The 18495-nt window shown below is 43.9% G+C and carries 18 protein-coding genes; 12 read left to right on the top strand and 6 right to left on the bottom strand.

Annotated features, from left to right (window positions below):
• Positions 1-32: 32 nt before the first annotated feature.
• Together CCY01nite_RS20130 and CCY01nite_RS20125 are read left to right on the top strand one after the other, a co-directional pair.
• Positions 33-665 carry a DUF3347 domain-containing protein gene (locus CCY01nite_RS20130; protein WP_146865580.1) on the top strand — a complete coding sequence of 211 codons (633 nt, stop codon included), beginning with the start codon at positions 33-35 and terminating at the stop codon, positions 663-665.
• 116 nt (positions 666-781) lie between these two features.
• Positions 782-1240 carry a heme-binding domain-containing protein gene (locus CCY01nite_RS20125; RefSeq protein ID WP_146865578.1) on the top strand — a complete coding sequence of 153 codons (459 nt, stop codon included), beginning with the start codon at positions 782-784 and terminating at the stop codon, positions 1238-1240.
• A 151-nt stretch (positions 1241-1391) separates the two neighbouring features.
• Here the strand turns inward: CCY01nite_RS20125 and CCY01nite_RS20120 are convergent, their stop codons facing one another.
• From CCY01nite_RS20120 to CCY01nite_RS20100, 5 genes are read right to left on the bottom strand one after another with little or no spacing between them, the layout of a single operon-like run.
• A complete protein-coding gene (locus CCY01nite_RS20120) occupies positions 1392-1790 on the bottom strand; it encodes a type II toxin-antitoxin system VapC family toxin (RefSeq protein WP_146865576.1) in 399 nt (132 codons plus the stop codon).
• On the bottom strand, positions 1787-2029 hold the full coding sequence (locus CCY01nite_RS20115; protein WP_146865574.1) for a hypothetical protein: 243 nt from the start codon (positions 2027-2029) through the stop codon (positions 1787-1789). The genes CCY01nite_RS20120 and CCY01nite_RS20115 overlap by 4 nt, the downstream gene beginning before the upstream one ends.
• A gap of 37 nt (positions 2030-2066) precedes the next feature.
• A complete protein-coding gene (locus CCY01nite_RS20110) occupies positions 2067-2435 on the bottom strand; it encodes a helix-turn-helix domain-containing protein (RefSeq protein ID WP_146865572.1) in 369 nt (122 codons plus the stop codon).
• 11 nt (positions 2436-2446) lie between these two features.
• Positions 2447-2842 carry a helix-turn-helix domain-containing protein gene (locus CCY01nite_RS20105; RefSeq protein WP_146865570.1) on the bottom strand — a complete coding sequence of 132 codons (396 nt, stop codon included), beginning with the start codon at positions 2840-2842 and terminating at the stop codon, positions 2447-2449.
• Between the two features lie 13 nt (positions 2843-2855).
• Positions 2856-3239 carry a helix-turn-helix domain-containing protein gene (locus tag CCY01nite_RS20100; RefSeq protein WP_146865568.1) on the bottom strand — a complete coding sequence of 128 codons (384 nt, stop codon included), beginning with the start codon at positions 3237-3239 and terminating at the stop codon, positions 2856-2858.
• Between the two features lie 429 nt (positions 3240-3668).
• Here CCY01nite_RS20100 and CCY01nite_RS20095 point away from each other — a divergent pair, with 429 nt between their 5' ends.
• Together CCY01nite_RS20095 and CCY01nite_RS20090 are read left to right on the top strand one after the other, a co-directional pair.
• On the top strand, positions 3669-7703 hold the full coding sequence (locus CCY01nite_RS20095) for a SusC/RagA family TonB-linked outer membrane protein (protein WP_146865566.1): 4035 nt from the start codon (positions 3669-3671) through the stop codon (positions 7701-7703).
• 16 nt (positions 7704-7719) lie between these two features.
• Positions 7720-9117 carry a RagB/SusD family nutrient uptake outer membrane protein gene (locus CCY01nite_RS20090; RefSeq protein WP_146865564.1) on the top strand — a complete coding sequence of 466 codons (1398 nt, stop codon included), beginning with the start codon at positions 7720-7722 and terminating at the stop codon, positions 9115-9117.
• Positions 9118-9187: 70 nt separating this feature from the next.
• Here CCY01nite_RS20090 and CCY01nite_RS20085 read toward each other — a convergent pair whose 3' ends face one another.
• Positions 9188-9562, bottom strand: coding sequence for a hypothetical protein (locus tag CCY01nite_RS20085; protein WP_146865562.1), 375 nt, complete (start codon positions 9560-9562; stop codon positions 9188-9190).
• Between the two features lie 1445 nt (positions 9563-11007).
• Here CCY01nite_RS20085 and CCY01nite_RS20080 point away from each other — a divergent pair.
• From CCY01nite_RS20080 to CCY01nite_RS20045, 8 genes are all read left to right on the top strand, one after another.
• On the top strand, positions 11008-11241 hold the full coding sequence (locus CCY01nite_RS20080) for a hypothetical protein (protein ID WP_146865560.1): 234 nt from the start codon (positions 11008-11010) through the stop codon (positions 11239-11241).
• A gap of 142 nt (positions 11242-11383) precedes the next feature.
• Positions 11384-11794, top strand: coding sequence for a plasmid mobilization protein (locus tag CCY01nite_RS20075; RefSeq protein ID WP_146865558.1), 411 nt, complete (start codon positions 11384-11386; stop codon positions 11792-11794).
• Positions 11795-11808: 14 nt separating this feature from the next.
• The gene (locus tag CCY01nite_RS20070; protein ID WP_186831174.1) at positions 11809-12999 is read left to right on the top strand and encodes a relaxase/mobilization nuclease domain-containing protein; all 1191 of its coding nucleotides are present in this window, start codon (positions 11809-11811) and stop codon (positions 12997-12999) included.
• Between the two features lie 39 nt (positions 13000-13038).
• On the top strand, positions 13039-15051 hold the full coding sequence (mobC, locus tag CCY01nite_RS20065; protein ID WP_146865554.1) for a conjugal transfer protein MobC: 2013 nt from the start codon (positions 13039-13041) through the stop codon (positions 15049-15051).
• 31 nt (positions 15052-15082) lie between these two features.
• A complete protein-coding gene (locus CCY01nite_RS20060; protein WP_146865552.1) occupies positions 15083-15895 on the top strand; it encodes a hypothetical protein in 813 nt (270 codons plus the stop codon).
• A 306-nt stretch (positions 15896-16201) separates the two neighbouring features.
• Complete coding sequence (locus tag CCY01nite_RS20055) at positions 16202-17362, top strand: RteC domain-containing protein (protein ID WP_146865549.1); 1161 nt, start codon at positions 16202-16204, stop codon at positions 17360-17362.
• 154 nt (positions 17363-17516) lie between these two features.
• Positions 17517-18035 carry a hypothetical protein gene (locus tag CCY01nite_RS20050; protein ID WP_146865547.1) on the top strand — a complete coding sequence of 173 codons (519 nt, stop codon included), beginning with the start codon at positions 17517-17519 and terminating at the stop codon, positions 18033-18035.
• 120 nt (positions 18036-18155) lie between these two features.
• On the top strand, positions 18156-18491 hold the full coding sequence (locus tag CCY01nite_RS20045; protein ID WP_443092683.1) for a DUF4134 domain-containing protein: 336 nt from the start codon (positions 18156-18158) through the stop codon (positions 18489-18491).
• Positions 18492-18495: the final 4 nt, after the last annotated feature.

The raw sequence follows: 18495 nt of genomic DNA, 5'->3' as shown, positions 1-18495 counted from the left end.
TACTGTTTCCTTAAACTTCAAAATCAAGAAAAATGAAAAAGAACATTATTGCTGCCTTGGCATTGACCACCATTATCTTTGCCGCCTGCAATAACAGCGGCACCAAGTCTGGCGATGGGCACAACCATGATTCCACTGCAACAGCCGGGGAAGCCATGAAACATGAAACGCCTTCAGATGAAAGCGTTAATGAGATCAAACCACAGTTCGCGGATGTAGATGCAAAAGTAGCGGCCTCACTGAAGCCAGTGATTGATCACTACATCCATGTTAAAAACGGACTGGCTGCGGATAACGCCAATGAGGCTGCAGCCGGGGCCAAAGCCATGGATGAGGCCCTGGGCAAAGTAGACAAATCTGCTATGACGCCGGATCAACAGAAATTATATGCTGAGAACGAAGAAGATTTGAAAGAACATGCTGATCACATCAGCAAGAACGGCGGAAACATCGAACATCAAAGGGAACATTTCGTTCAGATGAGCGAAGATGTTTACGCCCTGGTAAAGGGCTTCGGCGGTGGACAGGCACTGTATCACGACCACTGCCCGATGTACGACAACAACAAAGGCGCGATGTGGCTCAGCGAAACGAAAGATATAAAAAACCCCTATTTCGGCGACAAAATGCTGACATGCGGTTCCGTGAAGGAAGTTATTAAATAATAGCCCTTAGCGAAAGCATCTGTTGAGTGCTTCCCGCGAACAACGTGGGTGATTCGGCGTACATCCTTTGTTTGCGGGAAGTTTCTTATTGATGATATAGTTTATAAAAGAAGTTTATGAGGAAATTCAAAGTTGTTCTAATTGCGCTGATCATTTTTATTGGAATTCAGTTCTTTCGCCCGGAGCGGAACCAAAGCAGCACCGGTCATTTCCCGGAGGATATTGCAACGGTATACACGGTGCCGCCGAATGTTAAGTCAATTCTGAAGATTACCTGCTATGACTGTCACAGCAACAATACCAGCTACCCGTGGTACATGAATATCCAGCCCGTCGGGTGGTTTATGGCCCGCCATATCAGGGATGGCAAAGAAGAATTGAATTTTAATGAGTACGCCACCTATTCTGAAAAGCGGCGGCGTAATAAACTAAAGCGGATGAAAGAACAGGTCATCAGTGGAAAAATGCCGCTTCCTTCCTACACCATGCTGCATGCCGATGCCAGGTTAACAGCGAACCAGAGAGAGCTTGTTCTGAAATGGATTGACGGTACGCTGATAAAAATGGAGCGGTAAGTTTTCTGATAAGACGGAGCAGAGCCTGCAAACCTTTAGGCAAATGAGTTCTAATGTGATCTTGCCTGAGTTCGGTTATTGGATTTGTTGATCAAACTCACTTTTTCTATTAAATTCCTACCATCTTCTGTCTTAAATTAAATTCAGGTGTTTATTTCGTCCAATCTTCAATTCGAATACCTTGTACTCTGCCTAAATGAGCTGCGTTGTTAGTCACCATAATGAGATCATTGGCAACAGCTGTAGAGCCAATCAACAGATCGAAATCGTCAACGGGCTGTCCTAATTTCCGTAGCCGTGCTTTTTCTTTGGCATAAATATCAAAACACGAAAAAATAGGAATAATAGTAACTCCAGTTAAGAAATTATCAAGTGCAATAGAGTTTCTTTCCTTTTGCTGGCTATTCTCCACACCAAACTTTAATTCCGCCAGGGTAATTTCAGAAATAATACAATTTTCGTTGCCTGCCTCCTGGAATTTACTCTGAAGATTATACAGGCCCTTCATAAAAAAGATACAGATATTAGTATCTATCAAGTACTGGCTCAAAGTTCTTCAATTTGCCTGGTAAAAGTTCTACTATTTCGTATATCAGCGATGATCTGTTCTGCAGATTCACTTCCCTGCCAAGCTCCAAAAGAACTTTTAAACAGGTTTTCTGAAGGCTTCATATCTGCTTTCAAGCTTTGGGTCAGTTTAGCGATTAAATCCAGCTTCGCACCAGGGCTTAGATTCTTTAGCAGCGCAAGATAGCTATCTATAACGTTCGTATTTAATGCAGTTCCCATGATAGTATTTTTAAGTTATTTAGATAATATGATGCTTTTAATTCTGTTTTACCTTCGTATTTTCTTGTAACCTTGACGCTTCTGCTTTATTTTTCTTGATCTGTTCTTCAATGTTTTTGATTTGATCGGAAGTACAACCTTGATACATGATATTTATACCTTGATTGCCCTCATGGTTATGAAAATGATTAGTGAAAGTGGATTTGTCCTGATAGTTCAAAATATATTCAGGAGCAACACCGAAAATTTCAGCCAGTTCATATAAGCGGGTAAGCGTTATGTCCGCAGTATTATTTTCAATATTGCTATACGCTTTAGAGCTGATACCAAGCGCTTTTGCAACATCTTCCTTTTTCAGTTTCTTTTCCTTCTCCCGGATCTCCCGAATGTTATCACCTATTTTCATGTATGTAATTTTTAAAAGTTTATATTATGGCTTCTTAGCAATGCCTCCAACAATTCAATTCGCTTTTTTTCACTTTCTATAAGTTCCTGTTGGAGCTTCTGTAACTTCCATAATTCAAATAGATTATTCTCACTACCCTGGTGCATGATGTTTACACCTTTATTACCATTATGATTATGAAAATAATTATAAAAATCCTTTTTGGACTGTTTATAGTTAAGTATATATTCAGAAGAGCACTCAAAAATATCGGCTATTTCCCCTAATCGCGTAATGCTTATATCAGTAACATTGTTTTCAATGTTACTATACGCCCTAGTAGATATTTTTAATCTTCCGGCCATATAACTCCTTTTGAAGTTCTTCTCACGTTCCCGTATCTCGCGTATATTCTCACCAACTTTCATAGCATTGCTTTTGCTAAAAAGAAAACGGTATTTTATGCTCCTTCAATAACATTTCAAGCTTGGGTATTCTATCCAATTGCTCCACATAAAGTTCCTTGTATGCCTTACGTATTTCTCCCTGGTCAATTCCCTGAATATGAATATTGGTGCCTGCATTACCATTCTGATTGACAAATATGTTCTTTATCATTCCTACTTCTCTGCCAGACATTAATAAATCAATAGGAGAAAAAGACAACAAATTAGCAATAGCCTCCAAACGATTTAGTGTAATATCTATCTCATCGTTTTCTATTTTTGCATATTCGGCTACAGTGATTTTCAGCTCACCTGCCATATATTCCTGTGTCAGACTTTGCGCTTCCCGGGCTTCAATTATATTATATCCAATTTTCATACCTTCTTGTTTGCTCCAAATATACTAAAACTTCTCAAATGGAAGCAAAACTTCAATCGAGAGAAGTCAAAAACCGTTTTGCCAACCACAGGCACACTACCTTGCTTTCATGTGCACAAGTATGAAATACAGGCATCGCCAACTGCATATTCTGCAAACTAACTGGGTAAAGAAACCCAAAAACCCGGTGTAAGGGAGTACACCGGCCCTTTGTCGCCCGCGTCAGGCTACGCAGGGCTTGTCATATGAATGTTATCGTATTCAAGCGTAGCCTTGACGTTGGGCCTATACCAGCCTTAGCGCATTTTTGGGGTTAACAAACAATGGGAATGAAATCCCTCCGCCTGTCCTACGCGGAGGGCATTTTTTCCCCATTTGCCATTAAAACATTTCAATACAACCATCATCTACTTTCCATAATTAATCGCAATGAAATCGCTGTTTTCTTGCTTACTGGCCTTGCTATTGCCGGTAACGAATCTATTTGCCCAACTTCCACCAGCTGATATCCACCCGCTGACTATCGGAGATCCAGTACCGGACGTTGAATTTACCCACCTAATAAACTATACCTCTCCGACCGCCAAACTATCGGACTTCAAAGGGAAGCTATTGATCCTGGATTTTTGGAGTAGCTGGTGCAGTGCCTGCATTAAGTTGATCCCAAAAATGGATTCTCTACAACGCCTGTATAGTAGCGATATACAAGTGCTGCTTGTCAATACCCGAAGTCAAAGATCCGGTGATGATGAGGGAAAGATCAAAAAGATAATAACCGGTGTAGAAGAAAGAGCAGGTCGCTCCATCAACCTACCCATTGCCTATAATGCGGACGATTTGGATAGCTTATTTCCGAGCACCTGGCTACCGCATGAAGTTTGGATCGACCGGCAGGGAAAAGTTATCGCCATCACAGGAGCTGAATATGTGACTTCAGCAAATATTAAAAAAATCCTGGAGGGCCAGCCTGTAAATTGGCCGCATAAAGCAGACCAGCCTGATTTTGATGCAAAGGTGCCCCTGTTCCAACCTCACGAAGGTCGGTTTGCCGGCAATTCAGTAAAAAACAATGGAATTTATTCCGGCTTTACTGGCTACTTACCAGGTGTACCTGCGAAATCATATTTCACGGTGGACAGCGCCGCGGGAACAATGAGGTTTACAAGGATCAATGCGTCTATTCTGAATTTTTATGCCCTGGCATTACAACGCAATGATATTTTTTCTGATCGCACCACAGGCCGTATCCTCTTACCGGTAAAGGATAGTAACCGCTTTATCCGGCCCGCTGCTACATTTAAAGCGGAGTGGAACTCCACTAACAGGTATTGTTACGAGGCCGTCCTATCTCTAGGCAGTGATACCGCAGATTTCTACCAGCAGCTCTTTTATGATGTCAACCGCCATTTCGGCTTAACTGCAACTTTATCTACCCGCCAGAACGAAAATGGAAAACCGATAGAAGTCTTTGTGATCACTGATACTTTGCCCAATAAAATCGTTCAAGGTGATACAACATTTCAGCCGCTTCTTCCGGATAGCATCAACACCCCGGCTATGCACCGACAATTGAACGAAGTAGTTGTTAGCACTGGTTATCAAACTTTACCTAAAGAGCGGGCAACTGGTTCATTTGTCAAAATTGATAACCAACTATTGAACCGCAGCGTGAGCCCGGATATTCTTAGTCGCCTAAAAGATGTCACAAGCGGCTTGCTCAATTATGGTCCCAGCCAAAACGGTTTGCAAATACGAGGAATCAGTACCCTACAAGGAGCCGCTGAGCCGCTAATCATCCTGGACAACTTTCCCTATCAGGGCGACATCAATAATATTAACCCTAATGATGTTGATAATATCACGGTGCTTAAAGATGCGGCAGCTGCCTCTATTTGGGGGGCAAGGGCTGGCAATGGAGTGATTGTCATTACTACGAAAAAAGCAAAGAAAAATCAAAAAACAACCTATTCTTTCAACACCAACGTAACCGTAGGAGAAAAGCCTCGTCTACCTGATTTGCCGGCGCTACCGGTTTCAGCGATCATTGATGTAGAAAAATTCCTCTTTAACCAGGGGAGGTATAACAGCGACCTGAGTAATACCACGAACCGGCCACCCGTAACGCCGGTTGTAGAATTGTTGGCCCGGGTGCGTAATGGGGAGCTATCACAAGCAGAAGCAGATGCGCAGATTAATATCCTGCAGGGGTATGATCTGCGCCGGGATTTTATGAAATATCTTTACCGGCCTTCCTTGAACCAACAATATGCCTTTTCACTAAATGGTGGTTCCGAAGAAGTACGTTACCTCCTTTCAGCGGGATATGATAAAGGCTTGGCCAACCTGGTGGGCAATCAGTTTGACCGGATCACCATTCGGTCCGGCAATACTTTTACACCCATAAAGAAACTGGAATTATCCACAGGCATTTTGTACACCAGCAGTAGTAACACTGCAAACAGCCCAGGTGACTACCAATCCAGCAATTACCGCACAGCTACTGGTAGCTTGTTACCGCTTTATACCCGGTTGATAGATGAGCAGGGCAAGCATTTACCTGTCTCAAAACAATATCGCATGAGTTACCTGGATACGGTTGGCGGAGGGCAGTTGCTAGATTGGCAGTACCGCCCATTGGATGAACTGGAAAATGCTGACAATACCAGCCGTAATGCTGATCTCATGCTGGATCTAGGCGCCAATTATAAATTCGGCTCTACTTTGACAGCTTCCATATCATACCGGTATGAAAAGGCCTGGGGAAATGGCAAATCCATCTACTCGATTGACACCTATACCGCTCGTAACCTGATCAACCTATTCTATAATCCGGCAGCAACCAATACCAACGACAAGTATCCGGTGCCCAGGGATGGTATTGCCGATATCAGTAAAAATGCCATGACTGCCCATGCCATCAGAGGACAGCTTAACTATAACAAAACATGGGGCAAGCACCAGATCAACGCGCTTGCTGGTTGGGAATTAAGCGACAAACATAGCACAGCCAACAGCTTCAGGGTTTATGGCTACAATGATGCTATCCTGACCTATGGCAGCTCAGATGTTATAAATGGATATCCCACGTATGATAACCTGGCTGGCGTGACCACCATCCCGGACAATCTTTCTTTCGCAGACCTGACCAGTCGCTTTGTATCCCAATTTATCAATGCAGGATATAATTTTGATAACAGGCTTATGCTGAATGCTAGCGCCCGCCGTGATGCTGCCAATATCTATGGCGTGAACACCAACAACCGGTTTACGCCATTGTGGTCAGTAGGTGCCGGGTGGAATATCTCAAATGAACGATTTTACAAAGTTCCTGCAATCCCTTACCTGAAGGCCCGCGCCAGTTTTGGTTACAGGGGTAATACCACCCCATTAGCGCTCGCTAAAACACTGATCAACTATGTAGCCGCAAGTACGGGCTACCTGCCCTATGCCACTATCAGTGGCGCACCCAATCCTGAATTGCGGTGGGAGCAGATCGGAATGTTTAATTTCGGGGTTGACTTTGCATTGAAAAATGATCGGTTGTCCGGCAGCATTGAATATTATACAAAAGCCACCAGGGATTTGCTGGCTTTCCAGGATGTAGATCCTACCACCGGCATTCTTTCCATACAGGCTAATAGCGCCAACCTGAAAGGCAACGGCATTGACCTGCAATTAAACGCCCGGCTAACAAATGGGCCTTTGCAATGGCGTATCGCTTTGCTTGGTTCTTACATCAACACCCGGCTGGTAAAATACCTGCGAGAACCTGGAAAAGCCAGTGATTATGCAGGAAATGGAAGCGCACTAACACCTCTTGAGGGGAAAAACCCTTACCTAGTGATCAGCTACCCCTGGGGAGGGCTCGACCCGGCCAACGGCAATCCACGGGGTTATTTAGGTAAATCATTGAGCACCGATTATACAGCTATCCTGCAGCAAACGCCACTGGAGTACCTTGTCTATCACGGGCCGGCACTACCGCCGTATTTCGGTTCGTTGCGTAATACGATCTCCTGGAAGGGCATAGAACTATCCGCCAATATCGCAGGGCGATTTAAATATTTCTTCCGGCGAAATACGATCAGCTATTCCCAGCTTTTCGCCCGGCTGGAGGGCCACCCCGATTACCTGCGCCGTTGGCAACAACCCGGCGATGAACTACATACCACCGTACCTTCCATGATCTATCCGGCTGCCAGCAATCGGGATGGATTTTACCAGCTCTCTGCTATTACCGTAGAAAAGGCAGACCATATCCGAATAAATGACTTATCGTTGGGATATAACCTACCAGCAAGGGGGTTGTCACGAACAGGCATAAAAGCCTTAAGATTCTACTTATACGCCAACAACCTGAATATTCTACTTTGGCGGGCAAACAAGGCTGGACTCGACCCCAATAATCCCAATGACTTACCGATGCCAAGAACAGTTTCTGCTGGAGTAAAGCTCGATTTCTAATAAAATAATTATTACAATGAATATTTATCTTTTTATCAATAAACGAAGTAGGCTCTATGGAATAATCTTTTCCCTGCTATGTTGCATATGCCTTGGATTAGGGGGATGCAAGAAATTTTTGGATACCAAACCAGACAAGCAACTGAGCGTTCCCACGAGCCTCAACGATCTATCATTGTTGCTGGACAACCGCCAGCGCTTTAATGAAGGTTACCCGGCATTTGGTCAAATATCCTGCGATGACTATTATTTACTGAACGACGTGTTCAATGCCTTATCGCAGGCAGAGCAACGCAATTATTACTTATGGCTGCCAGACAATACCAATCTGGGGGATTGGTCAAGGCCTTATCAGGCTATTTATTATACCAATGTCGTCTTAGATCTCCTGCCACAAATACCAGTCGCCACACATGAGACATTGCTGCGGGACCGGGTGGAAGGCAGCGCACTATTTTACCGGGCTTTCGCGCTCTATGAGCTCGCCCAAGCCTACACCCCAGCATATGAACCAGGGAAAGCTCTAAACCTTCCCGGCCTGCCCCTCCGCCTGGACCCTGATTTTAATAAGCCTTCCGTGCGAGCATCACTGGAAGCTACATATGCACAGATCATTAGTGATCTAAGCAAGGCTGTTAATTTACTGCCTCCACGTGCGGAATTCTACCTACGCCCTACCCGAGCTGCTGCCTGGGGAATGCTGGCAAGAGTTTACTTAACCATGCAGAACTATCCGCAAGCTGTCAACTGTGCAGATTCCTGTCTCCAGCTGCAAAGCACGTTAGTGAACTTTAACAGCCTCCCGGTAACCGCATCCAGTCCAATGCCTGAACCCAGTGCTAACCCGGAAGTACTCTTTTTTAGCACCCTTTCACTATCTTCTATCTTTAATGCTTCCAGGAGTAGGGTAGACAGTTTCTTATATCGCAGCTACAAAATGATGGATTTACGCAAAAAAGCCTTTTTTATCCAGAATGCAGACAATTCCTATAGTTTTAAAGGCAGCTATCAAAAACGAACCACCTATTCAATATTTAACGGTATTACTACCGCGGAAATGTACCTGGTACGGGCAGAGGGGTTAGCACGACAAGGTGCCATAACGGGTGCCATAGGTTCGCTTGACAGCCTGCTGATACAACGTATACAAACTGGCTCCTTTGTACCGACTACCGTTACCTCAGCCACGGAAGCATTGGACAAAATCTTAATAGAAAGAAGAAAAGAGCTTTGTTTCCGCGGCCTTCGCTGGACAGATCTTAAACGGCTCAATACTACACTGGAACATCAAACGGTACTAACACGCATAATAAATGGGGAAACTTATCAGCTGATGCCGGGTTCTCCAGATTATGTAGCCCTTATCCCCGAAAAAGTAATTCAATTGTCCGGAATCCCACAAAATGAACGATAACAGCATAAAAACAGGGTGATCATCTGACCACCCTGTTGCTAATTATCCCTGTCAAAATAATAGCATCCATTTATTCTTCCTTTAGCCACACATTCTCGGTGTTTTCATCTCCGGCAAGTGCTTGCTGAATTTCAGCATGAACAGGTGCAGTAGTCCTAATCTGCCCGGTCACAGGATCAACGTCTGTTGTTGGATTAATTCTAATGGCGCATACTAATTCAATTCCCTCACAATCCGGTGTCTCGTTGACCGGCGTGGAAGATAAGGAATAGTTTGAGAAATCATACTCATCATCGGTGGCATCACCATTAAACTGATACCAACCGAGTGCCATTGTTTTTGGGGTAACGGCTTTTTTGTTTGCGGGAGTAAATGCGCTGAGCATTACAACGCCGGCCAGCGTAATAGCCACGGCAGCAAACGGTAGCATTTTGAGGAATTTCATGTGGTGTTTTTTTTAAATGATTAACAAAAAATGATTACTTCCTATTCCCACGCATAGGCTCACACATGCCATCCACATATCTATTTTGAATATTAAGAACAGATAGTGTGAGGGACACAAACATCCCACCTAAGGGATAAAACCTATTCTACGAGAAAACTAACGTTACTTGTCCGGGCATATCGACCATTTCCAGTTTAACTCGTTTCCACTTTTCCGGACAAGCAGAAACCTGGAGCCAAAATTTAAAAACGATTATAACAGACTGGCTTACACAATGGGTATCATCATCAGGATTCTTGTCTTTTTAAAGCCAACCTGTTCATAAAGGTGCAAATTTAATGGGCACCGCGAATGGAAACCAAATAGAAACCAAATAGAAAAAATCCTAAAAATCCATTTCGTTTAATAATGCCCAACGTTTTTATTATCAGCGCCCAACATCACCTTGCAACGAAATATTTCCATTAACGACATAATGTTGGTAAAAAACAGAAGATCTCCTTAAAAATCCCCCAAGGCCTTTCCATCATCAGACGGAAAGACCAGGAGGATTACCCTTCGCCCAATTCCTTACGCCGCTATTCCACTTACAGTGAAAATGAGCGAAACGGGTGGTTCTACTGCGATTTATATCGCAAAAATCATCAATCCTGTAAAATGTACAGTGGAAGCAGTATTGAATACAAGTGGAAGTAAACCTAGTTCTAAGGTATTCCATTGAAAATAACCCAAAATAATCCCCAGTAGATTTCAAATTATTTCTCCGAGCCTCGGTCTACACTCTGATTTTTCGCTTCCTACCATCCACATATTTGCCAAAGAAACATTATTGAAAATCGCTGAACACGCACATTTGCTAAACCGACTGCTAAATATTAACGGACGTAAAAAATGTAAACCAATGCAAACATCCTCCCAATATTCTATGTTCTTTCCGCCACCTGTGGAGGAAGTAAGAGCATACTTCGACCAACGGGGATTGCCCGCGAACGAGGCAGAATGTTTTTTCCTGTTTCATGAGTTTAAAGAATGGAAAAATAAAAAAGGGGAACACTTGCAGAATTGGAAGCAATTCGCCCAAAGCTGGATCAAAAGCCTTCTTAAACATGAGCCCTGTAGATTCAACGCTAAATAGATAATTCCCGCAGGCATTTTCCGGCAAGCCAATCAGTAAACAATAATCACTATGTATTATATCTGCAAATTCTCCGACACCTGGTCATTATATGACGCCTCCAGGCAATTAAGCCGGTCGCTTGATGCAGATGAGGTGAACAGCCTGAAAAAACTTTTTCCTCAGCTGCTAAAGGATAACAAAATTCTGACTGCTTTACAGATCAGCACCATTAATCCCAACAAATTGCTACAACTACCTTCCATCGACCCGAACCCAGCGGTAAAGAAAATAAACACTACATCTACTGGAATGTAAATTTTCGCTTATGTATTATATCCGAAAATACGCTGATTGCTGGGCGGTACATGATGATATAACTGGCGCCAGCAGGAAATTAATAAATGACGAAAAAGAACGCCTGAAGAATGAATTTGACAGCTTGCGGGATGAAAAGGTACTCACTATCTATTCTGACTGCATCCGTAGCCTGTCGGTCTTCGGAGGAAACTACCAGGAAGGCCGTGCGCTTCCTTCCGTAAGCCAGGGTCAAATCCCGTAAACGTTCATCCTGCTATACGACAACTCCGTTCCCCGGAACAGGGGGCTGAGCGCGCCTTGTGCGCGCGCAGCAAGATGTAGTGTTGTAATCAACACGCCCTAAACAGGGCAGCCGGCGGCATTATTTACGTGCATCATTTTACATGCTTATGCGAAAAGGATCTACAAAAGGCACTGAGGGATTAACACACCCGGTTATGACCCGTATCAGGGACGATAAGTACCAGGAACTAAGTAGCATAGCCAAAAGAACTAAGGATCAAACGATCAGCAGCATCGTTCGTGATATCATCCATAATAACCAGGTAAAGGTTTATACACACGATGAATCTACAGACCTGCTGCTGGAAGAACTTATTACTCTTCGCAGCGAATTAAATGCCATCGGCGTCAATTTTAACCAGATTACCCGGCACTTCAATACCTACCCGGAAGAAGATAAAAAACGGTTTTATGCGAAGATCGGATTTGAAAAATACCAACAAGTAGAAACGAAAATTGACCGTTTACTGGAATTGATCTCAAGCCTGTGTAAGAAGTGGTTGTCCGGATAAAAACAGGAAAATCGGTGCGCGGTGCGCTCAGCTACAATGAACGAAAGATTTCCCGGGGGGAGGCAGAATTGTTACTGGCCTCACGATTTGGCTGTGAACTGCCTTCTCTTGGGTTTACCGAAAAGCTGAACAGGTTCCAGCGGCTCAATAACAGGAGCCAAACGGTTACCACCAATACGCTTCACTTGTCGCTGAACTTTTCACCCTACGACAAACTGGATGATCAAAAGTTGCAGGCCATCGCGGTTGACTACATGAACCGGATCGGGTTCGGTAACCAGCCATTCCTAGTATACCGGCATGATGATACGGCGCACCCGCATATTCACATTCTTACCTCGATCATCCGGCCAAATGGCCGGCCTATCGATATTCACAACATCGGGAAACTAAAGTCCGAACCGGCAAGAAAGGACATTGAACGGGAATATGACCTGATACCGGCAGAGTCGATGAAAAGAGAGGTCACCCTGCCATTGTATCCAGCTTCGCTCGATGATGAACTGGATCATCAAAAAAGCAAACTGGTAATATCCAACATCGTAATGGAAGTAACATCACTGTACCATTTTACTTCCCTCGATGAGTTAAACGCCATTTTGAAGGATTACAACATCGTTGCTGACCCGGGCATTCCCGGCAGCCGGATGCGGGAGAATGGAGGATTAGTTTATTCACGGGTTTGGCATGGCAATAAAATTGGAACTCCTGTAAAAGCCAGTTCCATTTATGGTCAACCTACTTTGAAATTCCTCCAAAGGAAATTTAAAAGAGAGCTCCAGCGAAAACACCTGTATGCCACACATACCGCGGGCATCGTAAAGAGCCTGCTGGAAAAGCCACTGCGTTTTACAGAAACCCGGTTTAAACAAATACTGGCAAAACGGAAAGTCCGCTGCGAGATACAAAGAGATACACAGGGTCAGTTGCTGGACATCCGGTTTATCGATCACTTCAGTAAAACCGTATTAAGCTACCAGGATATAAAAATCCCCATCGAACTTTTAGGAAGTAAACTTATTCAAGACAGGCAAAAAAGCAAGACAGAAAATAAACAGCAAAATCAACCCTACAGCGAACCACAGGTAGATTTATCGCAATTAACATTGAAATTATTAAAAGGATTGTTGGTGAATGAAAATGAAGGAAGTGGAATATCACCTGAATTTTTGAAGAAAAAAAGGAAAAAGCGAAAAGGTAATTGATAAGATCATTTCTCCGGTAGTGAAAAGATTGATGTGCATATGCAAACTGGTGAAAATATCCAGGCTTTATATAAGATTCTGGATTTACTAAGATTTGGAAGTATTCTCCTGCTGCTCATACATTTTTACAGTGTATGCTTTCCCGCGGTAGCAGAGCTGGAGCTATCTGTTCCAATCCTCAATAAGATTATATATAACCTTTCCAATGGATTCCCGGCCTTAAGCGGCATCTACAAGCCCAAGCTGGTTATCCTTTTGCTGCTCACCATTTCTTTGATCGGCGTTACCGGGAAGAAAGATGATAAACTGGCAGTGCAGCCGGTTTTGCTCTACCTCTCCGTTGGACTGGTATTTTTCTTCACATCTACCTTCCTGCTCTCTATCAGCGCTCCTCCCACCAAAATTGCAAGCCTATACATCATCATTACCAGTACCGGTTATTTGCTCATTCTCACCGGCGGCACCAAAGTAAGCCGGCTCCTGAAAGACCGGATGGGCAATGATATCTTCAACGACTTCAATGAATCTTTCCCACAGGAGGAACGGCTCTTACAAACTGAAGATACCGTAAACCTCCCGACTGAATACGTATTCCGGCGCAAGAAACGCAAAGGCTGGATCAATCTTCAAATTTTCCGGGGCTGCATTCTGGCTGGTACGCCAGGATCAGGTAAGAGCTTCTGGGTCGTTCGCAACTATATCACCCAACTGGTACAACGCCACTATTGTTTTTTCCTGTATGATTTCAAGTTCCCTGACCTCACGCTTATTCTTTATAACCATGCGCTGAAACATGCACACCTATACCCGGTAAAGCCACAATTCTATATCATCAACTTCGATGACCTGAGCAGAACACATCGCTGCAATGTGCTTTACCCCGAAACCATGCTGGATTTAACGGATGCCACTGAAAGCAGCAGAACACTGATGCTGGCACTTAACCGTAGCTGGTTAAAGCAATCAGGCGAATTCTTCGTGGAGAGCCCAATCCTTTTTGTAACCGCCATCTTCTGGTTCCTTAGAAAATATCAAAATGGCAAATATTGCACCCTCCCTCATGCCATAGAGCTTTCCATGATGGAGTACGATGAACTATTCCCGGTACTCACGTTGGAACCCACCATCGAAGTTTTGATCAACCCATTCATCAGCGCTTATGTTCGCGGCGCCGCCGAACAATTGGAAGGACAAATTGCCTCCGCAAAAATATCACTGTCACGCCTGGTCTCTCCATCCCTCTATTATGTGCTCAGTGGTTCCGATTTCACGCTTGATATCAATAATCCAGAAAGTCCGAAACTTGTTTGCGTCGGAAATAATCCTGCCAAACAAAGCACTTACGGCGCAGTCCTGAGCCTGTATGTGGAACGGATGCACAAGCTGATTAATAAAAAAGGGCAACATCCCTGTGCGCTTATCTATGATGAATATCCCACGTTGACTGCCAGTGTAGACCTGATCAGTACTGCCAGATCCAATAAAATAGCCGTTCTGGTCGGGCTGCAGGATATGTCGCAACTCGTAAGGGATTACGGAAAAGAACACGCGGAAGTGATCGTCAATATCTGCGGAAACATTATATCCGGACAGGTGTTGGGGGAAAGCGCCAAATCCCTTAGCGAACGGATCGGAAAGATCAACCAGCAGAAAGAATCCCACTCCATCAGCTCCAGCGACACTTCTGTCAGTAAATCCGCCAATCTGGATGCAGCTGTTCCTGTTTCCAGGATTTCAAATTTAAGCAGCGGTGAATTTGTAGGCGCCGTAGCAGATACCCCTCAGAACCCCATCAAAAACAAGGTATTCCACTGTCGCATCATCAATGATATAGACGCCATAAAAAAAGAAGAGCAATCCTATCAGCAACTACCTGTGATCAGGAACATCGATGAACAAACCGTCATGGAAAACTACTTCCAGATCAAACGCGACGTTCGCCACCTGATTGATACCGAAATGGAAAAAATCCGGAACAATCCTGCCTTTAAACACCTCATTAAAAAACCTCCTAAACCTCCCGCTACATCTACACAAAGTAAAAGTATATAACCAATTGATTTTTTAACGTAAAACATAAAATATGAATGCAGACAATTATCAGTACCTCACTGAGCAGGTACTCCCGAGACTGGGATTCCCCCAGGCACTTGACGATACTTTGCTTGCTAAAATGAAAGCAGGCGGGGATGTGATAAAGCTAGAAGCGGTAGGCAATTTTGGAAAGGATAAAATGGAATATTCTTTACACTTGGAAAAAGTGGAAGACCGGTATTACTTAAACGCAGTCAAAGCCACGATAACAAAGGAGAATGAGCAGCCGCAGTCACACACATTCAGCCTTTTTTCCCAGAAAGGCTACAGTGCGGACGAAATGTACAACATGATGGATAGTTATCCGGACAAGCGCTTCGTTTATCGCGAATTCATGAAAGATGGTGAAAAAGTGGGCAGGTGGTCTACAGTGGATCTGTCAAAGAAAGACGAAAACGGTAACGGCATACTGCGCAGCTACTACGACAACACTACCAACTTTAACTTGGTAATAGAGCTGGGGAAACTTCCGCTTACATACATGAGCCCACAGGACAAAGAATCGCTGATCCGTGATATGAAAGCAGGCGAACCTGGTGTAACATCCATCAAACGGCCAGATGGCTCGAGGGAACGCGTTTCCCTTATCCCCAAGCCCAATATCGGCACCATCCTCATGTTTGATAAGGAAGGCCAAAAGATAAAACTGGATCAAAAAAAGATCCAGGGCGTAGACAACAGGAAATTTGCGGTAAAAGAGGAAATGGAACAGAAAATACCTCCTCTTACGGAAAAATTGCTGGAAAAGGCACAAAACGGGGAACAAGAGCAGGGCAAAGGAGCAAAAATGAAGGCCAAGTGATCCAAAACCAGCAAAGCTTCAAACAGGCAGTCTTTACAGGCTGCCTGTTTTTATGGTTCAGTGTAACCAATTTGAGATAAAATAAAAATATAATACTTATACTGCCAATAACCAGTTATCTCAGCATTCAGGAAGAAACTTCAGCCGTTTGATCCAACAAAATATTGAACCGGATCAATTTAACGTGGCAAATTTATCACTACTTTTGCAAGTAAGGATTGGAAACCCGCTGCGGATTAACCCGTTCTTTCAATTCCCCCTTCCCCCAACAATATGACATATTGTTAAATAATAAAGGGGAAGACTATGCACCAACTGATCAAGGCTTTACCAAAGTTCATCCATGAAAAGATACAGAATACGCCACTGCTCCTTCAAAGCTCGCTTGATGAAATCAATAAATGGCTAGGGTATCTTGAAATATCAAAGGAATACCTGCTCGAAGAGATCCAGCAGGATATGCTGCATTATGAGAACCCCGAACAGGTGCAGCTCTACCTCCAAACACAGTTCTATTCAATCTCCCATTTACTAAATGAACTTACCATACTGCTGGCTACCACCGAAGCAGAGCTTCCCAATACATCTCATGCCGTAAAATTCTATGAGCGTTCCGTTTATATTCTTGAATCCATTCTTTCACATATCCAGCAATACTATCACCCATGCATCCTCAAGGAAATGAAAATGCCGGCACCAGAACTTACCAAAGCAAAGAACGAGCTTTCGGCTTCTATTGCCCTGCTACAGCAACAGTTATTCACACCTGCATCCGCTCAACTGCTCAGTGTAACGCTTGTCCCGTTAAAGCAATTCATGGACAAGTCAAATGTCAGCTATAAAGACTGGGAATATATCCGGTCACTAACCACTGAATTACTACGTATCCCTACGGGCACAAACACAGATTACAATTGCGAAATGAGGAAAGTGTTAGGCAACATGAACTGCAACAGCAAAGAGTTTATGAATTATATGATAATGCACGTAGAAAATGAAATAAACTCCCTGGAAACACTTCCTGACAAACTGGCCCGTTTAGCATACATAAAAAAACATATCAAACAGCTACAGACACACGACGAGCACCTCAAGTACGATCCCGAATTACCATCAGCACAGCATTTCATGTTACAATACATCGATGATGAAATAGCGTTCCTGAAAGAGCAGCCGGTTAACGAGCCTCCTTCTCAACCGCTCAAAACATTAAAGTGGAAAGGCCCCAAGGTTGGCCTGATCGAATTTGCAAGAGCCTGCAAAGAGATCGGTGCGCTGGACGAAACCCTGCAGGAGATATACACCTGCTTCGAAACATTTTTTTCCATCCGGCTGGATAATCCTTCCAGGACCTTCCAGGAAATACTATCCCGGAAAAAGGATGAATCCAGTTACCTTCAAAAACTGGCGATGAAACTTAAAGAACAAAAAGACAGGATGATAGAAAACTATCATCCCCGAAAATAACTACCATCATCCAGAACTAAAAGCCCGGTCCAGCCGGGCTTTCTTGTTTTATTTCTTCGAGCCTCTCCCTCTACTCTGAAAAATCGCTTCTCTGCAACATCATCTTTGTGTCAAGTCAGCAATCAACTGAATTCTTCACACAAAACAAAAGTATATGCCCATTCAGGTTAGTATGTATGAAATAGCGGTTGCCGTCGTTGTGGGAGTATTGGGATTATATTATTGGTGGCTGCACCGCGCCGGGGTGTTAAAATTCTCAAAAGCCCATGTTCCCGAAGACCCTTATGTCAGTGATGATATTCTACCGCGCCAGCCCCTTATACGAAACACTTTAGCCGGCATGGTGCTTCCACCGGCAGTGGAAACGGATTTGGAACATGAGCCGGACACCATAGATGAAGCAGGTTTTGAAATGCTGGACGATGCCGACCAGGCCCTATTAAAAGAAGCAGAAAAAGTAGTAGACAAAATACAGGATACCATTAATCATATTGCTTCTGCTCCTCCCAACCCCGAAGAGGTCAATTCCAAGATCAGGTCTATCGTAGCTCCCTATAAGTTCCTGCAGGAAACTGAGTATTACGATTCCATCAATACATATATCGCCCTGTCAGTAGAAAGAGATTGCGGGATAGCGTTTACGAAAAGTGAATTAGCATCCCTCTGGGATTAAAACGTTGGTAGGGTTGGATTGTTGGTGACGTAGCCCGTCTGCGAGCAAGTGAACAGTGCTGAAAGAATGCAGGCGGGCTTTTTTATGCCTTTACTTTTTCAAAGTTAAACGTGGTTGAATATGTGCAGAAAGAAAATGTGTGGAGCCACTGGCTTAATAGGAAAATATTGTCTGCTTCTGATGGCTGGAGTATTGCCTACCGCCATAGCCCGGGCGCAGGATGGGGTAGCCGGTATAGAAAAGGCTACCGAGTTGATGAATGACTATTTCGAAGCAGGTGTTACATTATTATACATCATCGGAGCTGTGGTAGGTTTGATTGGCGCCATTAAAGTGTATAACAAGTGGAGCTCAGGCGACCAGGACACAGCCAAATCTGCCGCCAGCTGGTTTGGAGCCTGTATATTCCTCGTGATTGTAGCGACTGCGTTGCGTTCATTCTTTGGTATCAGTTAATGCA

The sequence above is a fragment of the Chitinophaga cymbidii genome, assembly GCF_007992715.1.
In the GTDB taxonomy this organism is placed as follows: domain Bacteria; phylum Bacteroidota; class Bacteroidia; order Chitinophagales; family Chitinophagaceae; genus Chitinophaga; species Chitinophaga cymbidii.
The sequence above is the reverse complement of the archived record's forward strand: the minus strand, read 5'-3'. Positions and strand labels throughout refer to the sequence as shown.